The 15,421-nt window shown below is 43.1% G+C and carries 14 protein-coding genes and 1 other annotated feature; of the genes, 13 read left to right on the plus strand and 1 reads right to left on the minus strand.

The window, feature by feature from the left end; genetic code table 11:
- Positions 1-360 precede the first annotated feature (360 nt).
- Both JZO70_RS18390 and JZO70_RS18395 read left to right on the plus strand, forming a co-directional pair.
- On the plus strand, positions 361-630 hold the full coding sequence (locus tag JZO70_RS18390; protein WP_207675144.1) for a hypothetical protein: 270 nt from the start codon (positions 361-363) through the stop codon (positions 628-630).
- 40 nt (positions 631-670) lie between these two features.
- Positions 671-919: a hypothetical protein gene (locus JZO70_RS18395; RefSeq protein ID WP_207675145.1), complete on the plus strand. Its 249-nt coding sequence runs from the start codon at positions 671-673 to the stop codon at positions 917-919.
- A gap of 12 nt (positions 920-931) precedes the next feature.
- Here the strand turns inward: JZO70_RS18395 and JZO70_RS18400 are convergent, their stop codons facing one another.
- On the minus strand, positions 932-2,200 hold the full coding sequence (locus JZO70_RS18400) for a multidrug efflux MFS transporter (protein ID WP_207675146.1): 1,269 nt from the start codon (positions 2,198-2,200) through the stop codon (positions 932-934).
- 211 nt (positions 2,201-2,411) lie between these two features.
- Between JZO70_RS18400 and JZO70_RS18405 the strand changes: the two genes are divergently transcribed.
- The 11 genes from JZO70_RS18405 (at position 2,412) to JZO70_RS18455 (ending at position 15,378) form a co-directional block, all read left to right on the plus strand.
- Entirely contained in the window at positions 2,412-2,783 is a 372-nt protein-coding gene (locus tag JZO70_RS18405; RefSeq protein ID WP_207675147.1) for a DUF1033 family protein, read from the plus strand.
- Positions 2,722-4,794, plus strand: coding sequence for a DNA topoisomerase III (locus JZO70_RS18410; protein ID WP_207675148.1), 2,073 nt, complete (start codon positions 2,722-2,724; stop codon positions 4,792-4,794). Before JZO70_RS18405 ends, JZO70_RS18410 begins: the two co-directional genes overlap by 62 nt.
- A gap of 153 nt (positions 4,795-4,947) precedes the next feature.
- On the plus strand, positions 4,948-7,623 hold the full coding sequence (locus JZO70_RS18415) for a sigma-54-dependent transcriptional regulator (protein WP_207675149.1): 2,676 nt from the start codon (positions 4,948-4,950) through the stop codon (positions 7,621-7,623).
- Between the two features lie 117 nt (positions 7,624-7,740).
- Positions 7,741-8,067, plus strand: coding sequence for a PTS sugar transporter subunit IIB (locus tag JZO70_RS18420; RefSeq protein WP_347565202.1), 327 nt, complete (start codon positions 7,741-7,743; stop codon positions 8,065-8,067).
- Positions 8,068-8,091: 24 nt separating this feature from the next.
- Positions 8,092-8,409 (plus strand): PTS lactose/cellobiose transporter subunit IIA, encoded by a 318-nt coding sequence (locus tag JZO70_RS18425; RefSeq protein ID WP_207675207.1) that lies wholly within the window; start codon positions 8,092-8,094, stop codon positions 8,407-8,409.
- 11 nt (positions 8,410-8,420) lie between these two features.
- Entirely contained in the window at positions 8,421-9,566 is a 1,146-nt protein-coding gene (locus tag JZO70_RS18430) for a GNAT family N-acetyltransferase (protein WP_207675151.1), read from the plus strand.
- 179 nt (positions 9,567-9,745) lie between these two features.
- Positions 9,746-11,008, plus strand: coding sequence for a PTS sugar transporter subunit IIC (locus JZO70_RS18435; RefSeq protein WP_207675152.1), 1,263 nt, complete (start codon positions 9,746-9,748; stop codon positions 11,006-11,008).
- A gap of 105 nt (positions 11,009-11,113) precedes the next feature.
- Positions 11,114-12,499, plus strand: a complete 1,386-nt coding sequence (locus tag JZO70_RS18440; protein WP_207675153.1) for a glycoside hydrolase family 1 protein — start codon at positions 11,114-11,116, stop codon at positions 12,497-12,499.
- A gap of 18 nt (positions 12,500-12,517) precedes the next feature.
- Entirely contained in the window at positions 12,518-13,615 is a 1,098-nt protein-coding gene (locus tag JZO70_RS18445) for a DUF871 domain-containing protein (protein WP_207675154.1), read from the plus strand.
- Positions 13,616-13,684: 69 nt separating this feature from the next.
- Positions 13,685-13,911 (plus strand) — a binding site (T-box leader).
- Between the two features lie 162 nt (positions 13,912-14,073).
- Entirely contained in the window at positions 14,074-14,715 is a 642-nt protein-coding gene (locus JZO70_RS18450; protein WP_207675155.1) for an amino acid ABC transporter permease, read from the plus strand.
- 27 nt (positions 14,716-14,742) lie between these two features.
- The gene (locus JZO70_RS18455; protein ID WP_207675156.1) at positions 14,743-15,378 is read left to right on the plus strand and encodes an amino acid ABC transporter ATP-binding protein; all 636 of its coding nucleotides are present in this window, start codon (positions 14,743-14,745) and stop codon (positions 15,376-15,378) included.
- Positions 15,379-15,421: the final 43 nt, after the last annotated feature.

Here is a 15,421-nt window from a genome sequence, read left to right on the forward strand (position 1 = left end):
TTCCGAAAATAGCCCCTTGGATGATCGTCTTTCAGCGGATGGTCGTTCAAGGGGTCTTTTTTTTGCCTTAAAGTTTGACGGCTGTACAAACTAGTCTTGTCGCTCCAAAGCTGTGGGAGTTTGCGAAGCCTTGTTTATTGTAAAAAGTTGACGGTCAAAAGTAGTTCAGATTGACAACTGATATGCACTGTTATATACTGTTTATAAGAAAAGTTGCTTAGTGAAATTTACCACTTCCGCATTCGTCAATGACACCGATTCATAAGCAGTTAGCGGAACGAATCAAAGTAACCTTTATATTCTTAAGATGATAAAAAGGTTAAAATATGCTATAATTTCCGTTAAAAGGAGGCGGTAATCATGGCAGGATTCGATTTGTTTGTCGTCGGAATGTGTGGGTTGCTTGGGGTAGTTACGACTTATAGTGGGTTGTTGTTTTATCGGGAACGGGAATTTTCTTACATATTATTTGGCATGTGTGCAGCAATGGTGTCCTTTGTTTGCTACAACCATCACTTTGCGGAAAGAGATACTGCTTCATGTAAGGGCTTATTTGTAGCTTTTTGGGTAGTTAGTGTGCTGTTTTTCATTGTGAAAGCACGATTATCAAAAAATAAAGAAGTTAATTAACAATTTTTAAGATATACTAATTAAAAAGGGAGTGACAGGTATGAGCTATGCAGATTTATATGTTGTCGTAGCATGTGGACTTTGTGCAATTATTACTGGCTACAGTATTTTAATGATGAATCGAGATTTTAAATTTTTATATGTAGGAATTGGCTGCATCACCGGGGGACTTTCGGTGGGAATGTACACGTATCATTTCGATTCCCGTGAATCCTTCCTAGTGATGTGCCTGTATTACGGCTGCTGGCTGTTCAGCGCCTTCTTCTTTGCCAAGAAAATGAAAGCATAAAAAAGCATTGTCCTATTTGTGGACAATGCTTTCTTCTTTTTTCTGATGAAAAGCTTCCGCCGTCGCAATCTCTTTGGTATTGCGATGAACTGAAAAGTAGTTGATCAGTACCAGTAACGAGGTAGACAAGAAAACGCCTCGGTATCCGAAAATAGAGGACACACTAGAACCGATCATGGGTCCCACCACATTACCGGCTGCTTGGAAGGATTGATTGTAGCTGAAAATCCGTCCGGCTGCTTGATGAGGAGAATATTTGGTGATCAAGGTTTGCACGGCAGGCAACAGACAAGCATCGGAAATCCCTACTAGAAAGCGTAGGAAAGCCAACTGCCAGACATTTTGCACGATCGCCATTGGCAGATAGACTACAATGGCAAACAATAAGCCAATCGCTAAAATTTTCTCACTACCAATCCGATCTCCTAAGCGTCCCAGTCGTGGTGCCGCAATCAAGGTAGCAATCCCGGGAATCGAAGCAATCACTCCGCTGACAAAGGTTACATTTCCGTGATTATGCATCAGCTGCCGTATATACAAACTGATAATCGGGCTGATGGAATTGTTGGAAGCTTGAATGATCATGGTGGTCAAAAACATTCCTAAAATCAAATGAGGATATTTCAGCTCTTGGAAGATTTGCTTAGCTGGTACCATATCCTTTTTCTCGACTGGAGTAAATTCTTCATGAACGAAGAAGACGCTCAGCAAAAAGACCAAAAAGAGAATAGCGCTGGTAATGAAAAAGGTGTAGCGATACCCAAAGATGGAAGCCGTTGTTCCGCCAACTAAAGGACCCAGCAAGCTGCCGGTTACAGATCCAGTGGCTAAAGTTCCTAGCACCTGACCGCTTTTTTCCTTTGGCGTTCCCGTAGCAACTAAAGCGGTGGCATTACTTACATACCCAGAAAAGACACCTTGCAAAAGCCGCAAGCCAATCAATTGATAGACATTGGTTACCAGACCCATCAAGCCGATAACCACAGCCATCCCTAAAGATGCCCGCAGCAACATCAATTTCCGACCCTTTTGGTCAGCCAAACGTCCCCACAAAGGCGAAACGATTGCTGTGATCAAAAAGGTAGAAGAAAAGGTGACGCCGCTCCATAAATTCAGCTCTTGGCTAGTATAATCACCCAAGGTATCTATGTACAAGGACATAAAAGGCATCACCAGACTAAAGCCGATCCCCGCCATGAAGGTACCAAACCAAAGCACAATCAGATTCTTCTGCCAAGCAGGTCTCGGCGGAAAGAGCCGTTGTTTGATTCGTTCAGACAAAATAACTCTGCCTTCTTTCATTTGTTTTCAAAACATTTCCATTATAAACCTAAAAAATAGAATATCAAATCCCAATTGACTGTGATAAAGTAGAATTAAGAAAAACGCAAAAATAATATGTTAGACTTAAGAAGAAATTCTTCCACTAAACAGAACACTTGAAAAATTTTAGCTGAATGCCGTATGATGTCAATGGAAAGAAGGGGTGTAAATGTATCAGGTTATTACCATGTATGGTGACAATGAACCATGGTGGTTTTTTGAAGATTGGAAAGAGGACATCACCGAAGAGAAGCAGTTTGACAACTTTGAAGAAGCTGAAAAATATTTTGACGAGCGCTGGGACGCTCTCTCTCAAGATTTTATATATCATAACACGAAGAAAAATTATTTAAGTGCGTTCTGGAACGAAGAGGATGAGCGTTGGTGTGAAGAATGCGACGATTATCTTCAACAGTATTGGGGATTGGCCCTGTTAATGGACGATAAAGCCATTACTGTTGAAAGCAGAAAGGAAACTTATGAAACAACTAATACTAGCGGAAAAGCCAAGTGTTGCAAAAGATTTAAGCAAGGTGCTTAACGCGAACCAAAAACATAAAAATTACTTTGAAGGACCCAATGTGATTGTAACTTGGGCCCTTGGTCATTTATTGAGCCTAAAAATGCCGGAAGATTTAAACAAAGAATGGCAAAGCTGGCAAATGGAGACTTTGCCGATGATTCCAAAACACATCGGCATCAAGCCTTTGCCAAAAACGAGAGCTCAATTAAAAACGATCCAACAGCTGGCTAAACGCAGCGATATCTCTGAAGCCGTCATCGCAACCGATGCCGGACGTGAAGGGGAGTTAGTAGCCCGCTGGATTTTAGAGTATGTAAAATTCAACAAACCAGTAAAACGACTTTGGATTTCTTCACAGACACCCAAAGCCATTAACGACGGCTTTAAAAAGCTGAAGCCAGCCAAAGAATACGACAATCTTTACTATTCAGCCTTGGCTCGGGCTAAAGCCGACTGGTTAGTGGGCCTAAATGTCACCCGCGCCTTAACGGTAAAATACGAAGATAGTCTTTCTGCCGGCCGAGTTCAGACACCAACCTTGTCATTGGTCCGCCAACAGGAAAAGAAAATCGAAAAATTCCGGCCGCAAAACTATTTTGTCGTTTCCTTGCAAGTAGAAGGACAAAAGGCCAAGCTGAACCAGAAAAATCCTTACGGCATTACCGAACGGGAAAAAGCCGAAGCACTAGTGAAGGAACTGAGCCAGCAAAAGGGCACAGTGACTGAAGTCAGCGACAAGGAAAAAGTAGAGCCAGCACCATTGCCTTACGACTTAACCGAAGTACAACGGGACGCCAATGCCCGCTACCAATTCTCGGCTAAGAAAACTCTGTCGATTGTCCAAAGCTTGTATGAAACCCACAAAATTGTGACCTATCCGCGGACCGACAGCAAGTACTTAACCAGCGACATGAAGTCGACCATGAAGGAACGTTTGCAGGCCATCAGTGATTTCGCACCAGAAGTGAAGTTGTATCTGAAAAATGGCGGTCAAGTGAAGCAGCAGCGGGTATTCCAAGACAGCAAGGTAACCGATCACCATGCCTTGATCCCGACTGAGCAGCGACCACGCTATGAGAAGCTGTCTACTGATGAACAGCGAATTTACGGTATGATCGTTAACCGCTTTTTAGGTCTGTTTGCCGATGCCCATAAAGAAAGCCAACAAAAAGTAACCGTGGCTTTTGGCAAAGAAACCTTTACCTTCCGCCAAAGCAAGGTACTTGTCGCCGGCTGGAAGAAAACTGAAGAAGAGAAGCCAGCTATTCAATGGAAGAAAGATCAGCGGATTGTCCCTGATTTTACCATTGAAAAGGCCTTAACCTCACCGCCTAAACCCCTTAACGAAGGAACGCTTTTAGGCTTAATGGAAAAACACAGCTTAGGTACACCAGCCACTCGTGCGGAAATCATCGAAAAGCTGATCAAATCTGAATTGATGGAACGTACCAACAGCGGTCTGCAGGTCTCACCAAAGGGCAAGCAGCTGCTGGAGCTAGTCAATCCATCGTTGGTAACACCAGAATTAACCGAAAAATGGGAAAAACAACTGGAAGCTATCGCCAAAGGCAGCTATTCCAGCAAGCAATTCTTGAAGGAAATTGAAGAAGACACAAAAAAACTTGTACAAGAAGTCAAACAAAGCGAACAAAAGTACCAAGACTTCTCAATCACCCAAAAGAAATGTCCCGAATGCGGTTCTTTATTAAGAGAGAAAAACACCCGCGACGGTAAGGTTTACAACTGTACTAATACCGAATGTAACTACCGCCGCCGCAAGGAACCAAAAGTTTCCAACCATCGCTGCCCGCAATGTCACCGTAAAATGGAGATCATTGATGGCAAGAAGGGTTCTTACTTCCGTTGCAAGTACGACGGAACCACTGAAAAGATGCTGGACAAAAAAGAACGCAGTAAAAAAATGACTAAGCATGAAGAACGTCGCCTGCTGCAAAAGGTCAACCAAGAGGCTGAACCGCAGGAAAGTGCATTGGCTCAAGCGTTGAAAGCAGCCATGGAAGAAAAATAGCAAACGTGAGAACAGGCAATTGTGTCTGTTCTTTTTTCTGCAAAAATAATCTTGTAATCGATTTCTTTTATTTAGAAATCCCCTAGTTATTCCCTAGAAAAAGCGGTATAATAGGCACTGGTGTATACCACTTCATGCCAGGAGGTGCTGGATTTGAAATCAAGAAAAGACGAAGTGCTAGACCTTTTGAAACAACAAAAGCAGGAAATGACGGCGCAAGAATTAGCCGATAAGATGGCCATGGATCGAACCAACATCAGTCGTTATTTAAACGAACTAACTAAGGATGGCTATGTGAAAAAAATTGACGGCCGGCCGGTAAAATTCCAGTTTGTCCTGCAAACAACCGAGAACCATATTAACTTTGATAACTTAATCGGCCGCGAAGAATCCCTGAAAAGTCAGATTCAAAAGTCAAAAGCAGCGATTTTATATCCCCCACGTGGGTTGCATACGATTATTTTTGGGGAAACCGGAACCGGGAAGACGATGTTTGCCGAATGCATGTATCGCTTTGCCGTTTCCTCTGGTGTGTTAGATGCCAGTGCACCCTTTATTACTTTTAACTGTGCCGATTACGCGCAAAATCCTCAATTGTTATACGGACACATTTTTGGGGTGAAGCGGGGCGCCTTTACCGGTGCCGAAGAAAGTCGCGACGGATTGATGGCGCAAGCCGATGGCGGAATTTTATTCTTAGATGAAATTCATCGTTTGCCGCCGGAAGGCCAAGAGATGCTCTTTACCTTCATTGACAAAGGCATTTTCCGACCTCTAGGCGACAGCCAGGAAAAAACAGCCTCCGTTCAAATTCTTGGGGCCACTACCGAAACCAGCTCGACCTTTTTATCTACTTTTAACCGTCGGATTCCTATGCAGATCGAGCTGCCTTCTTTGGCGGAACGTTCTTTGGATGAGCGCCTGGCGATTATTAAGGAATTTCTACAGCAGGAAGCCAACCGCTTGATGGAAGAAATCGCCATCGATAAGCGCAGTTTGCTGGGCTTCTTATTATATAGCGCTGAAGGCAACATCGGTCAGCTGAAGCGGGATCTGAAGCTGGTTTGTGCCAAGGCTTTCTTACATTATCAAACCACCCAAGATCAGGACAAGCTGATGATTACCGAAGAGGATTTGCCGCTTAACGTGCAAAAGGGTCTGTTGCGAATGAAGGAGCAGCCGGATCTGGGACCCTTCTTAGATAAGAAGAACTTGTACATGAGCTTCAAGCCGGGCACCGAAGAAGTTGTCTGGGGCCAAGACCCAGCCACCAGCATGGAAGTTTATCATTCCATTACCTACAAGCTGGATACCTTGAATCAGGAAAACCTGACGGAAATCGATTTAGAAGAATTAATTTCCAATGATGTGGATCAGTATTTTGAGACGTACGTGGAAGAGCTGTCCCATACCAATGCCTACCGGGAAATTATTCCCGATGATCTATGGCAGTTGACCAATGAATTGTATGAGATTGCCGGCGAAAAATTACAACGGGAATATGATGAAAAGGTGCGCTTTGCCTTTGCCCTGCATTTGAATTCTACTATTGAAAGAATCAAAGCCGATCAAATTATTCCTCACCCCAACTTAAACGAAATTCGCAAAAAGTATTCCAAAGAATTTCAGTTGGCAATTGAGCTGTCGGGCCACATTGAAGAAAAATACAATATTATGATTCCCTTAGACGAAATTGGTTTTATTACCATGTTTCTAACGATGGAAATCAGCGAAGACAAACACCCGGACGAACGCCAGGTAGCAGTAATTGTAGTGATGCACGGCAAATCCACAGCCTCCAGTATGCTGGAAACGGCACAGGATTTGTTGGGAACCAAAGACGGTATTGCTTTTAATATGCCGTTGACAGTCAAGACTGAAGAATTGTATGGCACGATTCGCAATTACATTGCCGCCGAGAAGGAGCAGTTTTCAGAAGGGATTATCCTATTAACCGACATGGGTTCTCCTAATAATTTCGGCAATCTGATTTCTCATGAGATGGGCATTCGCACCAGAGTGATCTCCATGGCCAGCACGATGCTGGTTTTGGAAAGCCTGCGTTTAGCTACACTAGGTCGTTCGCTGGAGGATATTTATCACAGTGTGATGACCATGTTCAGTAACATGATCCCATTGGATGAGCCGACGCAAAAGGATGGTAAGCGGGTCATTATCGTTGCCTGCTTCACCGGCGAAGGAGTTTCTAAGCGTTTGAATCAAGTGGTTTCCCAGTTGGTGGATGCTAACGAGTTTGAAATTATCCAGATGCAATCACTGGAAAGAGAAAGCTTCAAGCACCGGATTGATGAGCTGATTACTACTAAAGAGATCGCGGCGATTATCGGAACGATGGAGATTCATTACCAGCAAATTCCCTTTATCCCGGCATTGAATCTCTTCAATCGCCAGAAAATCTTAGAATTTCAAGATATCTTAGGAACCAAAATTTCGCTGCCGGAAATGGTGGATTCCTTAACCCAGGACTTTACACCGGAAATTGCGGTGAACGAATTATTTTTCTTAACCGAAGAAGCGATTCAGCGTATCCGCAAAAGCCGCGGGCTGATTATTGATACCAATGTGCTGCAGGGGTTAATGATTCATATCTCCTTTTTGGTAGATAAAATCAAAAAAGACCTGCCGCGCCCGACCTTTAAAGGAGTGGAAGGCTATCGGCAACAGAACATTTCCATGTTTGCCGAGGTAACTTTGCAGTTGAAACCGATTGAAGAACAATTCGGGGTACAGCTGACGGAAGATGACAAAGCTTATATTGTAAAAACCTTGTTGGATAATAGTATTGAACTAGAATTGCACAGTGTGTAATTCTAGTTTTTTTGTGTGTAAGTTGGAAACCTTATCATATCAACCACCGTGCAAGTAAAAAGTTGGCACAGTAATTGCTTTATATAAAAGTGAAAATAAAAAAACTTTAAGGAGCGTATCACTATGAAAAGAATTATGTTAGTTTGTTCAGCTGGAATGAGCACAAGCCTATTGGTAACAAAAATGGAAAAAGCAGCCGAAGCAAGAGGAATGGAAGCGGATATTTTTGCCGTATCTGCCTCAGAAGCTGATGCAAAATTAAATGATGCAGAAAACCCAGTTGACGTTTTATTATTAGGACCACAAGTTCGTTTTATGAAAGCGCAATTTGATGAAAAATTAGCAGGAAAAAATATTCCATTGGAAGTTATCGACATGAAAGACTACGGCATGATGAATGGCGAAAGCGTCTTAGATACAGCGATTACTTTAATGGATCAATAAGGAGTTAGCAAGATGAGCGATAAAATGACACAAGAGCAATTGGAAGCAATCATGGGTTTAATTATGAATTCCGGCAACGCCAAAAGCAATGCAATGGAAGCGATTCAAGCCGCTAAGAAAAACGACTTTGAATTAGCAAAAACTAAACTTGCTGAAGCGGACGAAGCATTAGTTGAAGCACATCATGCCCAAACTGGTTTATTAACGAAGGAAGCCCAAGGCGATCAAATGACCGTTACCTTATTAGCGGTACACAGCCAGGATCACTTGATGACCAGCATTACCTTCAATGATCTAGCAAAAGAAGTCGTTGACATTTACCAACGTCTTGCTGACGAGTAGGAGATGATCCCATGAAGCTGCCGCAAAATCAGGCAACTTTGCAAGCGGTAACGAATTTGATTGAATATGCTTTTAATAAGCAGCAGCCAATTATTGATGATTCGTTGTTTCTGTCCCGCTACCAGCATGCCGATTGCTTTGGCACTTTCCATCATGAACAACTGAGCAGTTTAGTGATGGTAAACCATTTTCAAGCGAAAGTGTTCGCAGCAACGGTGCCGATGGCGGGAATTGGCTATGTAGCCAGCTATCCTGAGTTTCGCGGAAGCGGCGGCGTTTCAGAGATCATGCAGGAAATTTTGGCGGACTTGTACGAAAGCGGCGTCGTGATTTCCCAGTTGGCACCTTTTTCCCAACGCTTTTACCGTCAATTTGGTTACGAGAACACCAGCCAGCAAAAAAAATACCGCATACCGGCCGCGGCCTTTGCTCACGTGACTAGTGAAAAAGCTGGTGAAATCAAACGAGGTACCTGGGATGAAACACAAAAAATAATTAGAGCTCTTTATCAAGAGGCTTTAACCAACGACCAAGTTGGAACAGTGGCAAGAGAAGCCTGGTGGTGGGAACGCCTGCAGGAGTATTATCCACATCGCTTTTACGCAGTATGTTATGACCAAAATCAGCAGGTCCAAGGCTATCTGATCTATCGTTTGCAAGGAGATACCTTCCTAGTGGATGAACTGGTTTATCTGAATGGCTTTGCTTTACGAAAATTAGTGACCTACATGAAGGCGCACGTTTCGTCCTTTAGCTGGTTTGCGTACGCTGCACCAGTGCACGAATGCTTGGAAGTTTGTTTTGCTGAGCAAGAGGCACTGGAGATCTCAGTGGCTCCTTACATGATGAGTCGAATCATCAATTTACCGCAATTATTTAGTCATTTACCAATTGATGCTGACGAATTAATCGTGGAGGTCACTGAGGATCAACAATGTCCTTGGAATCAGGGAATCTGGCAGCTGAAAGCTGGCGAGTGTCAGCGAGTGGAAGGTTTAGAACCCGACATTCGAGGCAACATTCATGCTTGGACCGAGCTGATTTTAGGCAATCTATCTTTAGAAGAAGGTTGTTTGTTAGACAAATTTGAAGTAAACAATCAAAAAATCATGGCTGCCTTTCCAAAAGGCAAGCAATCATTTTACGATTATTTTTAATTAGGAAATTAGGATGCCAGTCCAACTTTTGGCAGTAAATCAAGCAAGAAGCCAAAGCTCAAATCATGCTCTACTAAAGAAATAGAGAAGTATAGTTGGATGGTATTCGTGGTGAGGATCAAACTCATTTTTCCTTGGAAAAATGATTACTTTATTAACGAACTAGGAGGAATTTTGAAATGGATGGATTTATTAATTTTATGGAACGGCGCTTTATCCCGATTGCGTCTAAAATTGGGGCACAGCGGCACTTAGTGGCAATCCGTGACTCATTTATGGTAACAATGCCTTTAATGATTTTAGGGGCTTTAGCAGTAATGATCAACAACCTGTCACTAACGATTCCAGCGTTCGGCACCTTTATGGACGGAATCTTCGGCGGCGAAGCTTGGAAAGGCTTTGGTGGCGGTATTTGGAACGGTACTTTCGGTATTCTATCAGTGTTTGTCGCTTTCTTAGTGGCTTACAACTTAGCTAACAGCTATGGTAAAGATGGCGTATCAACCGGGGTGGTTTCTGTAGCCTGCTTCTTTACATTAGGTGCAGCTACCAGCGGAATGAACTCAACTGGTTTATTCGTAGCCTTGATCGTAGCCATCGTTGTGACTGAATTGTTCCGTCGTCTGATCGGCAATCCAAAATTAGTGATTAAAATGCCTGACGGTGTTCCGCCAGCAGTTGCTAAATCATTTGCAGCGTTATTCCCAGCGATGATTACCATTTCATTATTCGGTTTAATTGCCGCAATTATTGGCGGTTTTGGTGTGGAAGATATGTTTGCAGCTTTCTATGCAATGGTTCAAGAACCATTTATGGGCTTGGCAAACTCTTATGGTTCAGCACTATTAATTGCTTTCATTACTCCATTCCTATGGTTCTTTGGATTACACGGTGCCAACATGATCGATCCGTTCATGCAAGCCATCAATGCACCAGCAATCGAAGCTAATATGGCTGCTATTAATGCAGGTAAAGCAGCTCCTTATATTGTAAACAAACCATTTATCGATTCATTTGTAAATATGGGTGGTACCGGGGTAACTATCGGTCTAATCATTGCGATTTACTTAGTTGGTCGTAAACACAAAGCCTTTATGGTGGTAAATAACTTGGCAGCCGCTCCAGGTGTGTTCAACATCAACGAGCCATTAATGTTTGGTCTGCCATTGGTATTGAACCCAATCATGTTCTTCCCATTTATTTTGGCACCAATGGTCTGTGTAACGACAGCGTACTTTGCTACTAAATGGGGGTTTGTACCACCAGCAACATTTATGCCACCATGGGTAACACCACCAATTCTTGGCGGATTCTTAGCTACTCAAAGTATTTCTGGTGCCATACTATCAGCAGTGAACTTAGTTATTTCCATCGCAATGTACGTACCATTTGTAATGTTAGCTACTAAACAAGAATTAAAACGCGAAGCAGCAGAAAAATAAGATCAAGCAAGGATTCAAGGATCAATGGATTCTTGAGTCCTTGCTTTGTGTAACGAACAAATAATCATCAATTAATCTTTCTAATCAGTCAGGAGAAAACAAACCATGAAACAATTTCCAGCAAACTTTTGGTGGGGTGCTGCTACATCAGGCCCGCAAAGTGAAGGACGCTTTAACAAAAAACACGCTAATGTATTTGATTACCATTACGAAATCGAACCTGAGGTCTTTTACAATCAAGTCGGACCCGACACAGCCTCTAATTTCTACAACAGCTATAAAGAAGACATCCAAATGATGCGCTCTATCGGCATGAACAGCATGCGTACCAGCATTCAGTGGAGCCGTTTGATTGACGATCTTGAAGCAAATACGGTCAATGACGATGCCGTGCGTTTTTACAATGGCGTCATCGACACGATGCTGGCAGAAGGCATGACACCAGTCATGAATCTGCATCACTTTGATTTACCAGTGGAGCTGTTTGATAAATACGGCGGCTGGGAATCGAAAAAAGTTGTGGAGCTGTTTGTTGGCTTTGCTAAACGCTGCTTCGAACTATTTGGTGATCGAGTTAAGTATTGGACGACTCACAATGAACCGATGGTAGTTGTAGAAGGGGAGTACCTGTTCCAATTCCATTATCCTAATATTGTGGACGGCAAGAAAGCAGTGCAAGTAGCCTATAACTTAAACCTAGCTTCTGCTAAAGCGATCAAAGCTTTCCGCGAGATGGCGATTGAGGATGCTCAAATCGGTACGATTCTGAACTTGACACCTACCTATGCTGCTTCTGATAGTGAAGAAGATCAAGAAGCTGCCCGCATTGCAGAACTATGGAACAATAAAATGTTCTTAGAGCCAGCAATCTATGGTCATTTTCCAGCAGAATTAGAAGAGCTGTTGATTCGTGACAAGGTTCTTTGGGAAACGAACGATGAGGAAAAAGCCGTCCTGAAGGAAAACACGATTGATTTCTTAGGTGTGAACTTCTACCATCCAAATCGTGTGAAAGCGCCGGATGTCGCACCGAATTCGGTGGGCTCATGGATGCCGGATCGTTACTACGATGCTTATGATATGCCAGGGCGTCGTGTGAACTTGGACCGCGGCTGGGAAATTTATCCAAAAGCGTTGTATGATATTGCTGTGAACATCAAAGAAAACTACAAAAATATTCCTTGGTATGTGTCCGAAAACGGCATGGGCGTTTCCAATGAGGATCGTTTCAAAAATACTGAAGGCATGATCGAAGATGATTACCGCATTGATTTCGTGCAGGAGCATTTAGAATGGCTGCATAAAGGAATCGAAGAAGGCTCAAAATGCTTTGGTTACCACATGTGGACGCCAATCGATTGCTGGTCATGGCTAAATGCTTACAAAAATCGCTACGGCTTTATTTCCAACAATATCCATACGCAAATCAAAACCGTTAAAAAATCTGGTCACTGGTTTAAAGAAGTGACGGAACAAAACGGTTTAAGCTAAAATCTCAAGGAGGCAATTATGAAACGAGAACTAGGAGTATCGATTTATCCGGATCACAGTGATCCCCAGGAGGATCGCCGCTATTTGAAAAAAGCTGCAGATCTAGGCTACACCCGCATCTTCATGAGTATGTTGGAGGTAACAGACGGCAAAGACAAGGTTCGTGAAAAATTCCAAGGCATTATTGGCTATGCCAAAGAACTGGGCTTTGAAACGATTTTAGATATTGCGCCATCGATTTTTGATGAGCTGGAGATTTCTTATGACGATTTAAGCTTCTTTGCGGAATTGGGTGCAGACGGTATTCGTTTAGACGAAGGCTTCGACGGCAATAAAGAAGCGATGTTGACTTTTAACCCCCAAGGTTTGGCGATTGAATTGAACATGAGCAACAACGTGGCTTACCTGGAAAACATTTTATCCTATGAAGCCAACACACCATTCTTGTACGGTTGTCATAATTTCTATCCGCAAAGTGGTTCAGCGCTGCCCTATGACTTTTTCATTTCCTGCAGCCAGCGTTTCAAGCGCCAAGGAATCAAAACAGCGGCTTTTGTTACCAGCGCAGCTGCTCAATATGGCCCTTGGGATGTGAATGATGGCCTGCCAACTTTGGAAATGCATCGCTATTTGCCAATTGATTTGCAAGTCCGTCACATGTTCGCGACTGGTTTAATTGACACCGTGATTATCGGAAATGCTTACGCTTCGGATGAAGAGCTGGAAAAAGTCGCTGCTGTTGATCGTTATAAAGTAAGCTTAAGCGTGGAAGTCGTTCCAGAAATCAATGAGGTAGAAAGTAAAATATTAGCCTATGATAAGCATTTCCGTCGCGGCGATATCACGTCATCAATGGTTCGGTCTACTCAGGTTCGTGTGAATTACAGCGATGTGGAAAATCCGCCTCATGATAACCAGGAAGAATTCCAAGTCGGCGACGTAGTTATCGGCAACGACAAATTTGGTAAGTACAAAAACGAGCTGCAAATTATTCTGGAACCTCATGCCGATGAGCGGAAAAATTTAGTTGGCAGAATCCCACAAGAAGAATTGATTATGCTGGAATTTTTACGTCCCTGGTCGAAATTTCAATTTGTTACTGAGTCTCCGAGATAAAATTAGAAAACGATGAAATTTTCTAGTTGACAAACGCTTTGGCGCGGTGTAAAGTAATAACAACTTAATCAATCGACAATGAAAAGAAGAGTAGCAGGTAAGTTGCTTTTAGAGAGTCTCTGGCAGGTGAAAAGAGACAGCAATTAGTTGTGAACCACATCTTTGAGTCGACTAGCTGAAAAGAGTAGGTTAGTCCGGGAAGGCCCGTTACAGCTGTGGTCAGATAGACCAGTGGAGGCTGCATGTTGTGAGACGGCAGCGAAAAAAGGTGGAACCGCGTAATTTACGTCCTTTAGTCATTATGACTAAAGGGCTTTTTTATTTCCCCGACACTGGCAATGACCCAACGAGGCTTTTTCTGTAAAGAAAAGGCAAACAAGAGGTGGAACCACGTCCAATGACGTCCTCTGGCAAGCATAGCCAGGGGACTTTTTTTATTTTAGGGAGGAACATGCAGAATGAATTATTTAGTTGATGTTATGCCGCAATTACTAACCGGCGCCAGTACTACGGTGAAATTATTTTTATATACGATTATTGGCTCACTGCCGCTGGGGATTTTACTTTCCTTTGGTTTATCCAGTCGTTTCACACCGATTAAATGGATTTTACAGCTTTACGTGTGGATCATGCGAGGCACACCGTTATTGCTGCAGCTGATCTTCGTCTTTTACGGCTTGCCATTGGCGGGTATCGTATTTGACCGTTTCGAAGCAGCACTTTTCGCTTTCGTTCTAAACTACGCGGCGTATTACGCGGAAATCTTCCGGGGCGGAATTCAGTCGATTCCATTAGGACAATACGAAGCTTCTCGGGTGTTAGGCTTAACACCGTTTCAAACGATTACCCGAATCATTATCCCTCAGGTAGTAAAAATTGTATTACCATCTGTCGGAAATGAAGTGATTAACTTGATTAAGGATACTTCATTGGTGTACATCCTAGGCCTGTCTGATGTTATGCGGGTAGGGAAGATCGCCATGGAGCGGGACACCACGTTGCTGCCGTTATTAGGAGTCGCCCTCATCTACCTAGTGATGACCGGGATCGCGACCGTACTTATGAAGTATTTGGAAAATCGTCTGAACTACTATCGTTAGAAATTTTCGTAAAGAAGGAGCAGCCTCATGATTGAATTAAAAAATATCAATAAATCTTTTGGCACTAAAAAAGTTATTAACAATCTAGATTTAGTGATCCCCGATGGTCAAATCTTGGCAATCGTTGGACCATCCGGCGGTGGGAAAACCACCTTGCTTCGGACACTAGCTGGACTAGAAAAAGCCGACAGCGGCACATTTTTACAAGACGGAGAACCCTTTGATCCTGCCTCTGATAAACACCAGGAGCAAGTCGTTGGCGTGGTCTTCCAGGACTTCCAGCTATTTCCTCATCTAAACGTGATGGACAATATTACCATTGGTCCTCGCTTAGTGTTAAAAGAAGAAAAAGAAGTGTACACGAAAAAAGCGCAAAACTTAGCCAGCCTGTTAGGTATCGAAGAACTGTTATACAGCTATCCTTTCCAACTATCCGGCGGTCAAAAACAGCGTTTAGCCATCGCCCGCGCCATGGCAATGGGACCAAAAGTATTGGCCTATGATGAACCAACCAGTGCCTTAGATCCAGCCTTGCGTCAGCAAGTGGAAAGCTTGATCTTAGAACTAAAAGCAGATGGCGTCACACAAATCGTCGTAACCCATGACTTAGTTTTCGCCGAAAATATCGCCGACAAGCTGTTGAAAGTCGAACCAATTGGTTAACAAGAGACACCAAAATATACATTAAAATGAACTAGGAGGAAGT

The sequence above is a fragment of the Candidatus Enterococcus moelleringii genome (genome assembly GCF_017377575.1).
Lineage (GTDB): Bacteria > Bacillota > Bacilli > Lactobacillales > Enterococcaceae > Enterococcus_A > Enterococcus_A moelleringii.

Excerpts from the sequence above, each read along its gene's own strand:
- JZO70_RS18390 (WP_207675144.1), top strand. The coding sequence starts at position 361 with ATGGCAGGATTCGATTTGTTTGTCGTCGGAATGTGTGGGTTGCTTGGG.
- JZO70_RS18395 (WP_207675145.1), top strand. The coding sequence starts at position 671 with ATGAGCTATGCAGATTTATATGTTGTCGTAGCATGTGGACTTTGTGCA.
- JZO70_RS18405 (WP_207675147.1), top strand. The coding sequence starts at position 2,412 with ATGTATCAGGTTATTACCATGTATGGTGACAATGAACCATGGTGGTTT.
- JZO70_RS18410 (WP_207675148.1), top strand. The coding sequence starts at position 2,722 with ATGAAACAACTAATACTAGCGGAAAAGCCAAGTGTTGCAAAAGATTTA.
- JZO70_RS18425 (WP_207675207.1), top strand. The coding sequence starts at position 8,092 with ATGACACAAGAGCAATTGGAAGCAATCATGGGTTTAATTATGAATTCC.
- JZO70_RS18430 (WP_207675151.1), top strand. The coding sequence starts at position 8,421 with ATGAAGCTGCCGCAAAATCAGGCAACTTTGCAAGCGGTAACGAATTTG.
- JZO70_RS18435 (WP_207675152.1), top strand. The coding sequence starts at position 9,746 with ATGGATGGATTTATTAATTTTATGGAACGGCGCTTTATCCCGATTGCG.
- JZO70_RS18440 (WP_207675153.1), top strand. The coding sequence starts at position 11,114 with ATGAAACAATTTCCAGCAAACTTTTGGTGGGGTGCTGCTACATCAGGC.
- JZO70_RS18445 (WP_207675154.1), top strand. The coding sequence starts at position 12,518 with ATGAAACGAGAACTAGGAGTATCGATTTATCCGGATCACAGTGATCCC.
- JZO70_RS18450 (WP_207675155.1), top strand. The coding sequence starts at position 14,074 with ATGAATTATTTAGTTGATGTTATGCCGCAATTACTAACCGGCGCCAGT.
- JZO70_RS18455 (WP_207675156.1), top strand. The coding sequence starts at position 14,743 with ATGATTGAATTAAAAAATATCAATAAATCTTTTGGCACTAAAAAAGTT.